The 15,146-nt window shown below is 55.3% G+C and carries 17 protein-coding genes; 4 read left to right on the forward strand and 13 right to left on the reverse strand.

What is annotated here, in order from left to right; all coding sequences use genetic code 11:
* Positions 1-7: 7 nt before the first annotated feature.
* The 5 genes from AC6CHQ_RS15895 to lplA form a co-directional block, all read right to left on the reverse strand.
* Complete coding sequence (locus AC6CHQ_RS15895) at positions 8-1,930, reverse strand: FtsX-like permease family protein (protein WP_498082038.1); 1,923 nt, start codon at positions 1,928-1,930, stop codon at positions 8-10.
* Positions 1,902-2,675 (reverse strand): ABC transporter ATP-binding protein, encoded by a 774-nt coding sequence (locus AC6CHQ_RS15900; RefSeq protein ID WP_498082039.1) that lies wholly within the window; start codon positions 2,673-2,675, stop codon positions 1,902-1,904. Before AC6CHQ_RS15900 ends, AC6CHQ_RS15895 begins: the two co-directional genes overlap by 29 nt.
* Positions 2,656-3,684, reverse strand: a complete 1,029-nt coding sequence (locus AC6CHQ_RS15905; RefSeq protein ID WP_498082040.1) for a sensor histidine kinase — start codon at positions 3,682-3,684, stop codon at positions 2,656-2,658. The genes AC6CHQ_RS15900 and AC6CHQ_RS15905 overlap by 20 nt, the downstream gene beginning before the upstream one ends.
* Positions 3,681-4,385, reverse strand: a complete 705-nt coding sequence (locus AC6CHQ_RS15910; RefSeq protein WP_251240441.1) for a response regulator transcription factor — start codon at positions 4,383-4,385, stop codon at positions 3,681-3,683. The genes AC6CHQ_RS15905 and AC6CHQ_RS15910 overlap by 4 nt, the downstream gene beginning before the upstream one ends.
* Positions 4,386-4,516: 131 nt before the next feature.
* Complete coding sequence (lplA, locus tag AC6CHQ_RS15915; protein ID WP_251240442.1) at positions 4,517-5,509, reverse strand: lipoate--protein ligase; 993 nt, start codon at positions 5,507-5,509, stop codon at positions 4,517-4,519.
* Positions 5,510-5,721: 212 nt separating this feature from the next.
* Here lplA and yhfH point away from each other — a divergent pair, with 212 nt between their 5' ends.
* Together yhfH and AC6CHQ_RS15925 are read left to right on the forward strand one after the other, a co-directional pair.
* Positions 5,722-5,847 (forward strand): protein YhfH, encoded by a 126-nt coding sequence (gene yhfH, locus AC6CHQ_RS15920; protein ID WP_092055612.1) that lies wholly within the window; start codon positions 5,722-5,724, stop codon positions 5,845-5,847.
* Between the two features lie 292 nt (positions 5,848-6,139).
* Positions 6,140-6,529, forward strand: coding sequence for an RDD family protein (locus AC6CHQ_RS15925; protein WP_498082041.1), 390 nt, complete (start codon positions 6,140-6,142; stop codon positions 6,527-6,529).
* 62 nt (positions 6,530-6,591) lie between these two features.
* Here AC6CHQ_RS15925 and AC6CHQ_RS15930 read toward each other — a convergent pair whose 3' ends face one another.
* The 4 genes from AC6CHQ_RS15930 to aceA form a co-directional block, all read right to left on the reverse strand.
* Entirely contained in the window at positions 6,592-7,023 is a 432-nt protein-coding gene (locus tag AC6CHQ_RS15930; protein WP_498082042.1) for a hypothetical protein, read from the reverse strand.
* A gap of 124 nt (positions 7,024-7,147) precedes the next feature.
* Positions 7,148-7,276: a hypothetical protein gene (locus AC6CHQ_RS15935; protein ID WP_008300729.1), complete on the reverse strand. Its 129-nt coding sequence runs from the start codon at positions 7,274-7,276 to the stop codon at positions 7,148-7,150.
* 27 nt (positions 7,277-7,303) lie between these two features.
* Positions 7,304-8,914 (reverse strand): malate synthase A, encoded by a 1,611-nt coding sequence (gene aceB / locus AC6CHQ_RS15940; RefSeq protein WP_498082043.1) that lies wholly within the window; start codon positions 8,912-8,914, stop codon positions 7,304-7,306.
* Positions 8,915-8,932: 18 nt separating this feature from the next.
* Positions 8,933-10,210 carry an isocitrate lyase gene (gene aceA / locus AC6CHQ_RS15945; protein ID WP_498082044.1) on the reverse strand — a complete coding sequence of 426 codons (1,278 nt, stop codon included), beginning with the start codon at positions 10,208-10,210 and terminating at the stop codon, positions 8,933-8,935.
* 189 nt (positions 10,211-10,399) lie between these two features.
* Here aceA and AC6CHQ_RS15950 point away from each other — a divergent pair, with 189 nt between their 5' ends.
* Positions 10,400-11,053, forward strand: coding sequence for a LytR/AlgR family response regulator transcription factor (locus AC6CHQ_RS15950; RefSeq protein ID WP_424237905.1), 654 nt, complete (start codon positions 10,400-10,402; stop codon positions 11,051-11,053).
* 58 nt (positions 11,054-11,111) lie between these two features.
* On the opposite strand, the gene AC6CHQ_RS15955 is transcribed toward AC6CHQ_RS15950, so the two are convergent.
* The 4 genes from AC6CHQ_RS15955 to hemE all read right to left on the reverse strand — a co-directional run bounded on the left by AC6CHQ_RS15955 (position 11,112) and on the right by hemE (position 14,196).
* Complete coding sequence (locus AC6CHQ_RS15955; RefSeq protein ID WP_424237906.1) at positions 11,112-11,372, reverse strand: hypothetical protein; 261 nt, start codon at positions 11,370-11,372, stop codon at positions 11,112-11,114.
* A gap of 231 nt (positions 11,373-11,603) precedes the next feature.
* Entirely contained in the window at positions 11,604-12,089 is a 486-nt protein-coding gene (locus tag AC6CHQ_RS15960) for a nucleoside deaminase (RefSeq protein ID WP_498082045.1), read from the reverse strand.
* Between the two features lie 106 nt (positions 12,090-12,195).
* Complete coding sequence (gene hemH / locus AC6CHQ_RS15965; RefSeq protein ID WP_498082046.1) at positions 12,196-13,125, reverse strand: ferrochelatase; 930 nt, start codon at positions 13,123-13,125, stop codon at positions 12,196-12,198.
* Between the two features lie 30 nt (positions 13,126-13,155).
* Positions 13,156-14,196, reverse strand: a complete 1,041-nt coding sequence (gene hemE, locus AC6CHQ_RS15970) for a uroporphyrinogen decarboxylase (protein WP_498082047.1) — start codon at positions 14,194-14,196, stop codon at positions 13,156-13,158.
* Positions 14,197-14,408: 212 nt separating this feature from the next.
* Here hemE and AC6CHQ_RS15975 point away from each other — a divergent pair, with 212 nt between their 5' ends.
* On the forward strand, positions 14,409-14,930 hold the full coding sequence (locus AC6CHQ_RS15975; RefSeq protein WP_092055636.1) for an antibiotic biosynthesis monooxygenase family protein: 522 nt from the start codon (positions 14,409-14,411) through the stop codon (positions 14,928-14,930).
* The last annotated feature ends 216 nt before the right edge of the window (positions 14,931-15,146 follow it).

A 15,146-nucleotide genomic window follows, 5' to 3' on the forward strand; every position in this document is an offset into this window, starting at 1 on the left:
GGACCGCTCAAGTCGGTCCTTTCACATGCGCCAGATAGCGCCAGCGGATCAGAAAGAAATACAGCAGCTGGATCACCGTGAAGCCGACGAGGACGAGGGCCATCTCATTCAGAATCGAGATGTCGGCGAATTCCTTCCAGATCGCCTGCAGGGAAATAAAGGCGAATGTACTGTGCAGCATCGCAATTCCCCACGGCAGGAAGAATTGCGGGACCAGCTGGCGGTTGACGATTTTGATGAACTCGCGCTCTGTCATGCCGAGCCGCTTCAGGACGGCCGCCTGGCGCCGGTCGCGGTCGAGCATCGTGTAGAGCTTAAAGTAGATGAAGCTGCCCGCCGCCAGCATGAAGACCATGGCCACCATCAGGCCGGTCAAAAGCAAAAGGTGGAATGTTGACCGGATAATCGAATAGTCGAGGCCCGGATTTTTGAAGTAATACGGCAGTGCCTCTCCTTCTTCAATTTCAGAGAGAATCATCTCCTGCTCGATCGACAGCCCGATCCCGACAGTCTCCTCCCAGTCGGGGATATCGAAAGCGTGGAAACGGAGAAGCTGATCGGGCTGTGCGGAGGCGACTTTCACAAAGTCAGTCTCGCTGACAACCACCGAATTTGTCCCGAGGCTGTAGGCCGGCAGCAGGAGGCCACCGACTACGCCGCTCACATGGACCTCGACTCCGCTTTCCTCGAGCTCTGTTCGGATGTCTGCATCCTGCAGTCTCGGGGCGGCTTCCGTAGAATACGGCAGGAATACGGCCTCGCCCGGCCTTAACCTCACCGGCCCTGCGCCGAGTGCTTCTGCGAGCCGGTTCACTTCACCCTCGCGAAGAATATTGATGGGTTGCCCGGAGAAAGAAGATTCCTCCCTGGCGACAGTAAGCGGTACGTGGGTGTACTCAAGACCCGCGTTTTCCAGTTCTTCCATCAGTCCCGTCACATGTTCATACTCATGCGGGTTGCCCGGATAACTTTCGTAAACGAGGCCGAGCGGGTTCAGCGCACGGTACTGGGCGGTATATGTGGCAAGGCTCGCAAGCGTGCCCACGGACAGGAACGCGACTGTCGAGACGATTGCGACGATAAAGAACATGTTCGCATTGTCCCGAAGCTTCGCCGCGGTCTCAGCGAGTGACACGAGACGCGTCCGTTTCCAGTACAGGCTTTTCTGGTCCCTGAACAGGTCGAGCAGGTAGAGGATCGAGTGAGAGAAGAAATAATACGTCCCGAGAGTAGCCGCGGGCGGCAACAACACCGACAGGTAAAGGACATTTACCCGTCCTGCCAGAAGCGCCGCTCCGTAGGACGACAGCAACAGGAGGATGCCGGCAGCGGCCCTCCCCGGTGAATAGCCGAACGGATCCGCTTCCCCGCCGATCCCTTTCCTGAACTCCGAAATATCCCGATTGGAAACGATATAGGCGGACAGCAGTCCGATCAGGAGGAACAGGCTAAAGAATGCGCCCGCGGTCATGAGGAACGGTTCCCACGATACATAAAGCGGAAGCGTCGGCAACTGGAGCAGTTCCCGGACGATCATGAAAAAGTACTTCGAGAACGCAAACCCGAGCACGATGCCGCTTGCGGTCGACGCTGCACCGAGCAGCAGCATCTCAAGAAGCAGCAGCTTACCGAGCTGCCGGCGCTCCATGCCGATCTGCAGGAGCAGCGCAAATTCACCCGAGCGTGCCTGCATAAACGCCCTCATCGAGTAAAACAGGAAAAACAGCATAAACACATAAAGGATGATGTCCGCCGTCGTCATCCCGATCAGCGTGATACCGGTGATGAACCGCTCCCCGATGCCCGGGTGGAACATGAGCATCGAGTAAAGGAAAAACACCATGACCGAAAACACACTGGCCAGGAAAAACGCCGCATAGACGCGGCGGTTCCGGATGACGTTACGGTAGGCGAACTGACGAAAGGTCATCGACGTTGCCTCCCAGAAGCGACAGCATGTTCAGGATGCGCTGGAAGAACGTCTTGCGGCGGTCGTCCTTGTGGATTTCATTGTAGTAGGCGCCGTCCTTGATAAAGAGGACACGGTCGCAGTAGCTGGCGGCGATCGGGTCATGGGTCACCATGATGAACGTCGTCCTGTTTTCCCGGTTGATCGTCCCGAGCAGGTCCAGCACTTCGCGCGCTGCGTTCGAGTCAAGATTCCCCGTCGGTTCGTCGGCCAGCACGATCGACGGCCGGTGGACGAGGGCGCGCGCGATCGCGACACGCTGTTCCTGCCCGCCCGAAATTTCATCCGGACGTTTGTGCAGGATGCCTTCCAGTCCGAGCCGTGCCGTGATCGCCTTGACCCGAGCGTCCATCTCCGAGACGGGCAACCGGTCAAGCGTCAGCGGAAGCACAATGTTCTCCTCGACGGTCAACATACGGAGCAGGTTGAAGTCCTGAAAGACGAAACCGAGCTCGCGGCGGCGGAAACGGGCCAGGTCATCCGGCCGGAGCGCCGACGGATCGGTCCCTTTGATAAGCACTTTTCCCGATGTCGGCATATCGATGCCGGAAATCAGGTTCAGAAGCGTCGTCTTGCCGCTTCCGGAAGGGCCCATGACGGCAAGGAACTCTCCTTCTTCCACGTCGAAGCTGAGCCGGTCAAGCGCCCGGTGGGTCACTTTCCCTTCGTAGATCTTGATGACGTCTTCAATGCTGACGATCGGCATGCGCCTCTTCCTTTCCTTCTTCCTTCTTCTCCCTGAACAGAACGGACACCGCCGTCCCCTCACCGGGCTCCGACTCGATCTTCAGGCCGTGACCGAGCTGATCACACACTTCCTTCGCGATGAACAGCCCCATCCCGGTGGACTCACCCGTTAGCCGGCCATTTTCCCCGGTAAAGAATGCATGGGTCACCCGCTTCAGGTCGGATGCCGGTATGCCGATTCCCTCGTCCCGGACGGTGAGCCGGATGCCCTCCTCTGTCCTGTCCGCGCTGAAGTAGACGTGTTTGCCTTCTCCGCGCGTGTATTTCACGGCATTCGTGATGAACTGGGCGATGATCGTCTTCATCCATTTGGGATCGGTTGTCACCGTCAGCCCCTCTTCAATTGAGGAGGACGGATAGACCCGGTTGGTGATGAACAGCTTCTTGTGTTCCGAGATTACTTCACGGACGAGCGCTGCGAGATCCGCACGGGCAACCTGCATGTCCCGTTCGAAAGTACCGAGCCGCGCATTCAACAGGACGGTCTCCAGACCCCGCCGGATTCTGTCGGCCTCTTCTCCGATCGCTTCCCGGTCCACTTCCTCTTCCTGCAGCAGCAGCGAGATGACCGACAGCGGCGTCTTCATCTGGTGCACCCACTGGTTCATGAACGTCTCATGGCGCTCATTTTCCGAACGCAGCGCCTGCACTTCCTTCTGATAGATCCCGTACACTTCATGGCCAAATCGCTCCGCTTCGGTAGTTTCCGGGGATTTCGAGGTGCGCATGAGGAGGTCCTCCATTTTGGACGGGTGCCTCAGGATGCGGTTGTAATACGCCCTCCGCCCGATAAAACCGACCGCCAGGAAAAGCGTGGTCAGAATCAGGACCATCACGATCGAATATACAGCGGTGTCCACATTCCGGAAACCGTCCAGCCAATACAGCGACAAGATGAAAAGCGTCAGAAGTGCGTGGAATACCAGATAGGCCGAGTGTTCCCGGATAAATAAACGAAATGCCTTCATGCTTCCTCCGGCGCGGCGATAAACCGGTAGCCCGCACCGCGCACCGTTTCAATCTGAGATTGGATGCCGTAGTCGGCAAGCTTTTTGCGCACACGGGTCATATTGACATTCAGCGTGTTTTCGTCGACAAACGCTTGGTCATCCCACAGTTCCTCGAGGAACCGCTCCCGGGAGACGACTTTCGGCGACTCAGACAGGAGCAGTTCCAGGATGACGCACTCTTTTTTCTGGAGCGGGATCTCCTGTCCGTGCGCATGCAGTTCCATCCGCTCCGGATACAATTCCAGACGGCCAAGACGGATCGTGCGCTCCTCCATTTTCGGCGCATATTCGCCGAACGACCTCCGCAGATGGCTCCTGATCTTTGCCAGGACAATCTCATAGTTGAACGGCTTCGTGATAAAGTCGTCGCCGCCATTTTCCAGCGCAAACACCTGGTCCATCTCGCCGGAGCGGGCGGAGATGAACAAAATCGGCACCGTCGTCCGCTGCCGCAGCTGGCGGCACCAGTAATAGCCGTCATAGGACGGCAGGTTGATATCAAGCAGGATCAGGTGCGGGGAAAACTCGGCCTCCGCCTCCAAAATCCGGTCAAAGTCATCTGCAGCCTGCACATTGTAATGGTATTTCCGGAGTGTCTCGGCAAGCAGCGAGGCGATCTTCCGGTCGTCTTCGATGATGAGGATCCGATGTTGTTCCACGGTCTTTCCCTCTTTTCCATTTCCGGTTCCGGTCGGTAAATCCGACCGATAACCGTGATTTTCATTGCTTTTATGATAGCAGAAAAGGGACCCGGCGTCTGTCGAGTCCCCTTTGTATAAGCTGCGTCTGATCAGTAGATCAGATCGATGAAATCTTCTTTCGTGATGCCGCCGAGCAGCTTTTCGATGTTGATGCCCTCGATCGCCTGCTCGATGCCTTCGGTGCTGTATGGCGCGCCTTTCAGTGCTTCTTCAATCTCGGCCACCTCGCCGACACCGAAGAAGTCGCCGAAGATTGCCGCGTCTTCGATCTTGCCTTTGTTTACATCGAGTTTTACATCGATGCCGCCGACCGGGAAGCGTTTGGAGTGGGACATGTTGAACTTCGGTGATTTGCCGTAGTTCCAGTCCCAGTTACCATAGCGCTTCTCGGACAGCTTCCTGATGTTTTCCCAGTCATCTTCCGTGAGCTCTACATACTCGATCTTGTCCTTGCCGCCGAAGATCTGCTCGAGGATATACTGGCGGAACTCTTCGATCGTCATCGGCTCTTCGAGGAACTCGGAAATGTTCGCGACACGGGAGCGGATGGACTTGATGCCTTTGGACTCAATCTTGTCTTTCTTGACCTTCAGCGCGTTCACCACTTCTCCGATGTCCGTATCGAACATGAGCGTGCCGTGGCTGTACATACGGCCCTGCGTGGAGAACTGGGCATTCCCGGAGATTTTGCGCCCTTCGACGAGCAGGTCGTTGCGTCCCTGCAGCTCGGCTTTAACGCCGAGGCTGTTGAGCGCATCGACGACCGGCTGCGTGAATTTCTTGAAGTTACGGAAGCTCTCCCCGTCATCCTTCGTAATGAAGCTGTAGTTTAGGTTGCCGAGGTCATGGTACACCGCTCCGCCGCCGGACAGCCGGCGGACGACCTTGATGCCGTTTTTATCGACGTAGCCGGCGTCGATCTCCTCGATGGTGTTCTGGTTGCGGCCGACGATGATGGACGGGCCGTTAATGTAGAACAGCAAATAAGAATCCTTGTCCGTATCAAACGTATTCAGGATGTATTCCTCGATCGCGAGGTTGATGTAAGGGTCATGATTGCCCTTGTTGTCGATGAATTTCATGCTTGTGGACCTCCTGTCATTTTCCTTTGTCCAGTTTATCACACACCCCCGAAACGCTCCCGCTATTAGGCTGTCCGAAAGGGACCGGAACCAATCTGAAAAAATATTTGTAAAATTAGGTGAAAACCATTGACACCCTCTGCTCTGTTATAATACACTGTGTACAACAACAGAAGTTGACTAATAAAACTTCTTCGAGAGGAGAATGCGGAATGATGGAAAGTGTCGTTGAATTCTTCAAGAACCTGCCTCCGAAAATGTGTACTGACTGTGGTGAACAAATCGAGGAACAACATGAGTGCTACAGCAATAAGTGCGACAAGTGCAACTGCGAATAACAAATGCCGACCGACCTTAACGGCGCCCCGGATTATCTGTCCGGGGCGTTTTTTCTGTTTCAAAAAAGATATGTAAGCGCTTTTATAGTACAGATAGAATTCTTTTGTATCAGTACAGCCTGTCCCGCTAAATTCCGATGAAAGAGGATAATTGGAGACGAAACAGTAAAATTCTCCGATAGAACGGATTGATAGATTTCACCTTTTCCCTGTATCACGTTTTACTAAGTGAAACCAATCAATCTGTTATTACGTATTCCATACATACAAGACCCGAATTGGAGGAAGTATCGTGAAACCAATCACCAAGAAACGTTTCAAGGCCTATTTGATCGATCTGGCCATATCAACCGCCGCAACTGCAGGTGTCGAATATGTCCTAAGGAAGAAAATCAAAAGCGAGGCCTTTCACGCACTCGTCACCCCTACTGCTGTCATGTGGGCGCTGGAATATGCACAGTTGCGCAACAGCGGACGGACGATCGGCTACAAAACGATGGGACTGGCCATTGAAAACAAGGACGGCACCGAACCGACACCCGGCCAGATTGTGAAGCGCATGGCCTACCGGGACACCATCAGCACATTCGACTACATAAAAGACCGTGAAGCCTTCGAGGCGCAGGACGGAGCGCTCCTCCCTCACTACCGGATTTCTGGAACGGTTGTGAAGGAACAATAAACATAAAAACAACCTCAAGCGGACGCCCCATGACTGATCATGGGCAGTTCCACTTGAGGTTGTTACATTCTGATGAATCTCGGTTCGTATTCAGACAAGACCTCAAAGACCTGATCACCGTTCATGTACAGATGATGTTCCAGTTTCGGGTGCGTCTTTCTGTTAATGAGCGGATTGTGATCGAACCATTTTAAGTATTCCGAGTTCAGGACTTTATAGAAATACAGCGAGTTTTCATCTTTCACGGTGGACAAGTCTTCTTCCTTGCTGAGCAGATCAAACCGGCCGTATTCGGTTGAGAACCGATAAGACCAAACGTAATACTCGACTGGTGAAACAAACTGATCGTAAATGACATCGACTTTTGTCTCTGCCAAATCACTGACCGAAAGTTTCAGGTAATCAAAATGGGCGAGTACTTCAAAAAAACCCAAGTCCGCAAGACTTCTTCCTTTCAAATAAGTGACGGGCTGCCAGGCCTGCAGAATCTCCATCATATTGCCTCCTTCACTCAAGCATATAATCAATCATTCTGGTCATATGCAGGATTTCCCTTTTCCCTTTTTATTGGAATCAAAAGGAGCCGTCATCTTAGATGACGGCTCCCCGTTATTTCATTTACTGCTCCGATTTCCCGACGCAGCGTTCGCATTCATGATGGAGGGACTCGACTTTCTCAACGATTTCACAACCGCACTCGACACAGATCTTCCGGGACTTTTCGATCTTCTGCTGGTTTTTCATCATTCAGATCTCCTCCTTATGGGTTTGGGGTTATGCCAGCCGGCCGTAGCCCGGCACGGTCAGAAATTCTTCAAAGTCATCGTTTTCCGTGAGTTCCTTGAACAGGTCGGCGGCTTCCTGGAAACGGCCTTCTGTAAACCGCTCCGAGCCTTCCGATTTCCGGATTTTCCACAGTTCCTCTTGCAGCAGCTGCCGGAACAGGCTTTCCGTGATTTCCCTGCCGTCATCCAGGCGGGCTTCCGGGTGGCGGATCCACTGCCAGATCTGCGATCGGGAAATTTCGGCTGTCGCGGCGTCTTCCATCAGGTTGTTGATCGGGACCGCTCCGCTGCCGCACAGCCAGGCTGCAATGTAGCGGATGCCGACGTTGATGTTCGTCCGGATGCCGCCTTCGGTGATGGTCCCGTCCGGCACCTTCAGAAGATCCTGGCCGGTCACCTGGACGTCTTCCCGTTTCCGTTCCACCTGGTTTTGCCCGTCGCCGATGACGGCATCGAATTCCTGCATCGCGACCGGAACCAGTCCGGGATGCGCGACCCACGTGCCATCATGGCCGTCGGTCGCCTCGCGCCGCTTGTCTTCGGCAACCTTTCGGAACGCATCAGCATTGGCTTCTTCGTCTCCCTTGACCGGAATCTGGGCCGCCATGCCGCCGATAGCCATTGCGCCACGCCGGTGGCATGTCTTGATGCAAAGTTGGGTGTAGGCCCTCATGAACGGCGCGGTCATCGTTACCTGCCCCCGGTCCGGAAGCAGCACATCGTCCTGGTTCCGGAACCGCTTCAGGAAGCTGAAGATGTAGTCCCAGCGTCCGCAATTCAGTCCTGCCGCGTGGTCGCGCAGTTCGTAGAGGATCTCATCCATCTCGAACGCGGCGAGGATCGTTTCGATCAGGACCGTCGCCCGGATCGTGCCGTGCGGGATGCCGAGCCGCTCCTGCGCATAGGTGAAGACGTCATTCCAGAGGCGCGCCTCCAGATGGCTTTCCACCTTCGGCAGGTAGAAATACGGCCCCGTCCCGCACGCAATCTGTTCTTTCGCGTTGTGGTAGAAGAACAGCCCGAAGTCGAACAAACTGCCGGACACCGGCTCCCCGCCGACCGTCACATGGCGCTCTTCCAGATGCCACCCGCGGGGCCGGACGATCAGGACCGCAGTCTCCTCGTTCAATCGATATTCCTTGCCGTCGGACGGACGGGTGTAGGAAATCGTCCGACGCACGGCATCATGCATATTCTTCTGGCCCTCGATCATGTTTTCCCATGTCGGGGAGGTCGCGTCCTCAAAGCATGCCATGAAGGTTTTCGCGCCCGAATTCAGCGCGTTGATGACCATTTTCCTGTCGACCGGACCGGTGATTTCCACCCGGCGGTCCTTCAGGTCGTCAGGGATCGGGGCGACTTCCCAATCGCCCTCCCTGATCTGTTCCGTCTCCGGAAGAAAATCCGGCTGTTCTCCCGCGTCAAACCTTGCCTGGCGCTCCATCCGCTTTTCAAGCAATTCAAGCCGCCGGTTGTTGAACCGTTCATGCAGTTCGCCGATGAATCGGAGTGCGTCTTCGGTCAGGATCACGTCCGAGGACGGCGTCCGGCTGCCGGTGACGTTGACCTGCCGCTCCCTTGCCGTTTCGTTTGTCGTCATGTGCACCCGCTCCTTTCCTTATGCGAACTGCGCGGTTTCCGTCGATCCGGCCATCGCGGTCGTGGACGACTGGCCGCCGGAGATGACCTGCGAGACTTCGTCGAAGTAGCCGGTGCCGACTTCGCGCTGGTGACGTGTCGCCGTGTAGCCTTTTTCTTCGGAGGCGAACTCGGCCTGCTGGAGGCGGGAGTAGGCTGCCATGCCCTCATCCTTGTATGCATTTGCCAGTTCGAACATGCTGTGGTTCAGCGAGTGGAAGCCGGCGAGAGTGACGAACTGGAACTTATAGCCCATCTTCGCGATTTCGCGCTGGTACTCGGCGATCGTTTCCTTGTCGAGGTTCGCTTCCCAGTTGAATGAAGGCGAGCAGTTGTATGCAAGCATCTTGCCCGGGAACTTCTCGTGGATCGCATCGGCGAACTGTTTCGCTTCATCAAGCGACGGTTTGGATGTCTCGCACCAGATCAGGTCGGCATACGGCGCGTAGGCAAGACCGCGTGCGATCGCCTGGTCGATGCCGGCGCGTGTGCGGTAGAAGCCTTCCGGCGTGCGCTCTCCGGTGATGAACTCGTGGTCCGCCGGGTCGATGTCACTTGTGATCAGGTCCGCCGCATCCGCATCGGTGCGGGCGATGATGATCGTCGGGACGCCCATGACGTCTGCCGCCAGACGGGCGGAAATCAGGTTTTTGACCGCGTTCTGCGTCGGGAGGAGAACCTTTCCGCCGAGGTGGCCGCATTTTTTCTCGGATGCGAGTTGGTCTTCGAAGTGGACACCTGCAGCACCCGATTCGATCATGCCCTTCATCAGTTCAAAGACGTTCAGCGGTCCGCCGAATCCGGCTTCCGCATCTGCGACGATCGGTGCGAACCAGTCGAATCCTTCGCGGCCTTCCGCGCGGTCGATCTGGTCGGCCCGCTGGAGCGCCTGGTTGATGCGCTTGACGACATGCGGCACGCTGTTGGCCGGGTAGAGGCTCTGGTCCGGGTACATATGACCGGAGATGTTGGCATCCGCCGCGACCTGCCAGCCGCTCAGATAGATGGCCTGCAGCCCTGCCTTGACCTGTTGCATCGCCTGGTTTCCGGTGAGGGCGCCCAGCGCATTGATGAACGGTTCTTCCTGAAGGGATTTCCAGAGCCGTGCCGCTCCGCGCTTCGCGAGTGTATGTTCAATCTGGACTGAGCCGCGGAGGCGGTACACATCTTCCGCCGTGTAAGGCCGTGTAATTCCGTTCCAGCGCTCATCCTGCCATCCCATTTCAATCTGTTCGATTTCCGCCTGTTTTGTCGTCATCCGAAACACACCTTTCAGAGGGTTTTTTTTAACGCTGTTATAAAATAGTTCTTTCAGACTGTTTCATAACAGCGTTCTTTGTTGTAACTTACTATATAACAGAACTATCTTTCTTGTCTGGGTTTTCTGACTAAAGAGGGAAATTCTTTGATGAACATGGGCGGTTCGCCGATGAATGGAGGAGATCAGATGAAGAACGGTGTGTTAGAACAGTTGGCGCAGTTTGCTTGTGAATGGATTCCGGAAAAAGCGGCATTTGCCGTGGCGGCAGACGGGCATTACATTCATCTGGACCAGCGGGGCCTGGACATCCCGCTCGTCACCGGACATCCTGTCACCCCCGGGGACATCGCTCATCGGGTATTGGAGACGGGACGGCGAGCCGAGGAGCGGCTGTCCTTCCCCGAACAGGACTCTTCCTATTATGGAATCGGGTATCCGGTGGAAATTGATTCGTTGCCGGGTGCCGTAATCGTCCTTCTGCCTGAGGAAAGGAAAATGGAGAAGTCAGCCCCCATCCGCTACCTGACCGGCCGCACTGACGAAGACTGGGTACCAGTCTCCGTCAGCCGCATCACCCACATCGAAAGCGCGGACAAGAAAACCTGGTTCTACGCAGACGGGGAAGAATTCGCCTCCACCCGTACTCTGAAGCAATTGGAGGCGGAACTGCCAGGCTCCTTCCTCCGGGTGCACCGCTCCTATCTCATCAACACGGACTTCATCAGCCGCATCCGCAAAGACGACTTCACCTCGGGACTCCTCATCACGACATCGGACGGATCGGAAATCCCGGTCAGCCAGACCCATGCCCCCACCCTCAGGAAAGTTCTCGGATTCTGAAATGGAAAAACGCCGTTCCGGTCATGTCCGGAACGGCGTTTTGTTATCATCAAGATTTCTAGGAAGCCTTCTTGTCGCGTTTGTTCAAGAGGAACAGCCATAATGCCACAAACACCGGGATGAGCGGGACATAGATCGCCCACGGAAAGGCCGGAGTCGCCCCGAGATACCAGGCATCGGGATAAATCAGGACCGCACTAGCCAGCATCCATAACCAGGAGCGCAAGATCAGTCCTAAGACAAATGTGATAGCCGACATGACGATCAACGGAAAAAATAGCTGTAGGGTACCCAACAGCAATCCCATCACCTGCTCCATCCATCAGCCTCCCCAATCTCCGCACTAAATTGATCCGCCGGTTTCCGCATTCGTGAGTTAGCTTTCATCATTCGACTGTCCGATTTCGTCATTCATCCCGATGAATTCGTCATTCAATGAGCCCGGCCGGGCGAATGACGAAATTGAGGCCACGAATGACGAGACTGCGACCATGAATGACGCAACCGCCGACCCTGAATTAAAAACATCCTAATCGCCAAAAGCCCCTTTTCACCTGCCAGCCTTACTGTGAAACTCACGATGAAGCTCCCGAACCTGCTCCGCCAATTCCTGAACCGGCCCGTCCACCTCGGCATCACGGATCACTTCCCGTATCGACAGGTTCCGGACGCGTGACTGAGTAACGCCCAATTCACCGAGCCATTCGGCCAGCTGATCCGATGAAGAAGCATAGACGATCCGGCCAAGTCCTACCCAGCCATGTGCCGCGGCGCACATCGGGCAGTGTTCACCGGATGTATAGACGGTCGCACCTCCCCTTTCTTCAGGAGTCAGGTTTTGCGCCGCCCAGCGCGCCAGCGCGAATTCCGGGTGCCGGGTATGGTCGCCCCCTGCCACGTGGTTATGGTCTTCGGCAAGCACTTCCCCGTCAGCCGAGACAAGGAGAGAACCGAATGGCTCGTCCCCTTTTTCCAGCGCTATTTCCGCCAGTTCCACACAGCGCCGCAAATGTTTCAGATCCACCTCAGTAATCATCGTAGTCTCCTCCTATCTATTATCATGACCATCTTAATAGAGAAAGTGTTTTGGGACCAACGAAAAATCGGGAACGGCATAAAGCCGTTCCCGATCCGTTCATTTCTTATTTTAGTACATCCATCACCGCATCCGCCATTGCATCAACAAACAGCGGGTGTGTTTTCGGCATTTCCGGACGGTAGTAGGAAGCGCCGACTTCATCGCAGACGACTTTGCACTCGTAGTCGTTGTCATAAAGCACTTCAAGGTGCTCCGCAACGAATCCGAGCGGCGTGTAGACGAATGCCTTGTAGCCGTGTTCCTTATGAAGGTCGCGTGTCAGGTCCTGGACGTCCGGGCCGAGCCAAGGGTCAGGCGTGTTGCCCTCGGACTGCCAGCCGACCGCGTACGTTTTCACGTCAGCCGCTTCAGCGACAAGCTTTGCCGTTTCGTCCAGCTGATCCGGATACGGGTCGCCGTGCTCCTTGATCTTCTCAGGAAGAGAGTGTGCGGAGACGACAAGGCACGCGTTTTCGCGCTCTTCATCAGTCATCGAGGCGTACGCTTCGCGGATCTTCTCTTCCCAGTACTGGATGAACTTCGGCTGGCGGTAGAAGTCCTTGACGGAATGGATCTTCATATCGCCAAGTTCGGCAGCTTTTTCTTTCGCCCGCTTGGTGTACGACTCGACGGAGAACGTCGAGTAGTGAGGTGCAAGAACGATTGTGACCGCCTCGGTGATGCCGTCTTCATGCATCTTCTCCACCGTATCCTCGATGAACGGGTGAATATGCTTCAGGCCGACATACACTTTGAACTCGATGTCGTCCTGCACTTCGTTGAGCCGCTTGCCGAGCGCTTCCGCCTGTTCGTCGGTCGTCTTGGCGAGCGGGGAGATTCCGCCGATCGCCTCGTAGCGGTCCTTCAGGTCCTGCAGCTGTTCCGGCGCAGGCGGGCGGCCGTGGCGGATATGCGTGTAGTACGGTTCGATATCTTCTTCTTTATAAGGGGTTCCGTAGGCCATGACGAGAAGGCCCATCGTCTTTTTTGCCATTCGTTTCACCTTCCGATTAAGGAGTTTGGGTTATTTCCGCAGTTGTGCAGAGTACGTGTGGACGAACTCTGTCAGCTTCTTCAATGTCGCCGGCTGCACGTCCGGGAAGACGCCGTGTCCGAGATTGAAGATATGCGCGCCGTGTTCGACGCCCTGTTCGACGATTTCCTTCGCCCGTTCTTCGATGACGTCCCAGTCCGCAATCAGGAGTGTCGGGTCCAGGTTGCCCATGACCGGCTTTTGGATGCCGCGCTCCCCTGCTTCTTTGATCGGGAGGCGCCAGTCGAGGCCGACAACATCCACCGGCAGATCGTTCCATTCATTGGCCAGGTGGCTGGCACCGACGCCGAATGTGATCACCGGAACACCGGTCTTTTTCACTTCGGAGACGATTCGTGTCATCGTTGGCTTGATGAACCGGCGGTAGTCAGCCACGCTCAGTGCGCCGACCCAGGAATCGAACACCTGGACGATTTTCGCACCTGCGGCAATCTGCGCCTTCAGATAAGCGATGTCCATGTCCGCGAGTTTGTCCATGAGTGCCTGCCAGGCTTCCGGCTCCGACACCATGAACGATTTTGTCAGGTTGTAGCTCCGTGAAGGTCCGCCTTCGATCATATAGCTGGCGAGTGTGAACGGTGCACCCGCGAAGCCGATCAGGGGCACATCGAGCTGTTCCTGTGTGAGAATTTTAATGGTCTCAAGCACGTACGGCACCTGTTCTTCGGCATTGAACTCGCCGAGGCGGTCGATGTCCGACCGGGAGCGGATCGGGTTGGAAATGACCGGGCCGATGCCGGACTTGATCTTCACATCCACGCCAATCCCCGCAAGCGGTGTGACGATGTCTTTGTAAAGGATCGCCCCATCAACGTTATACTGGTCGACCGGGAGCTTTGTCACATAGGCGCAGAGCTCCGGCTGGTGGGTGATTTCCTCCAGCGAATACTTCTCCTTTAGCTTCCGGTACTCCGGCTGGGAACGTCCCGCCTGGCGCATAAACCAGACTGGCGTATGTTCCGTTTTTTCCCCGCGGGCTGCGCGAAGCAGTGTGTCGTTAAACTTGGTCATGTCATGATTCCTACTTTCTCCGTAATCATTCCGTTCTAACTATAGGCTGTCCATCATTTATTGTATAGATTAGGCAGTGAAATGTCATAGAATTTAACCTTTCCCGACACCGTTCGGACATACATCCTGTCAAGGATTGGTCACACTTGTTTTAACGGGCCCGGCTATGGGAAAATTAAGGCTAGAACAGGCAGATACGGGAGGAATGTCAAATGAACTTATACACCACATCCGGCACGCCGGAATTCATGGAAAAAATCAAGGAAAAACATAGCGGCGAAAACATGGTTCTCCTGCATGGTGCGGGGAACTCACTTCTTCTGCACGAAACAGAGGGCAAGACCGTCTTCCAGACGCCAAAGCGCTATGAAGTGATCGGCGCAAGCGGACCACTCGCCAAACACGGCTATTACATCGTGAACAACATCCCGGTCACCGACGAGGGACGGCCGATCTTCGAACACCGCTTCCAGAACCGCGCGAACATGGTTGACGGCCAGCCGGGCTTCCTCACTTTCCGGCTGCTCCGTCCGGTCAAGGACGATACATACCGTGTCGTAACCGCCTGGGAGTCAAAGGACCACTATGAACTGTGGAAAGGCTCACAGGCATTCAAGGGCGCGCATGAACGCAAAGAACAGACGCCACCTGCTGAGAAGGTGCAGAACATTTTCAGCGCGGCCTCCTACATCACAGAATATGAAACTGAAAAGCCGGAAGACGAGAAGCTCTGATTCGGCGGCATCTGCATCGGGAATGGAAGTACATTGGTGCTCAGCCAAACACCGGTGTGGGCATTGTCGATAGGACTGAAGGTTATGTGTAGTTAAACGCCTCTAACCTTCAACAAAAGGCCCCCTTAAAGGCGGCCTTTTGTTGTGCCCCTGAAAATCCGTCGCAGGGTTTTTATGAGTTTTATACAGAGAACATAAAAACAGGCCCTGTATACA

This window comes from Bhargavaea sp. GQ12 (assembly GCF_059758705.1).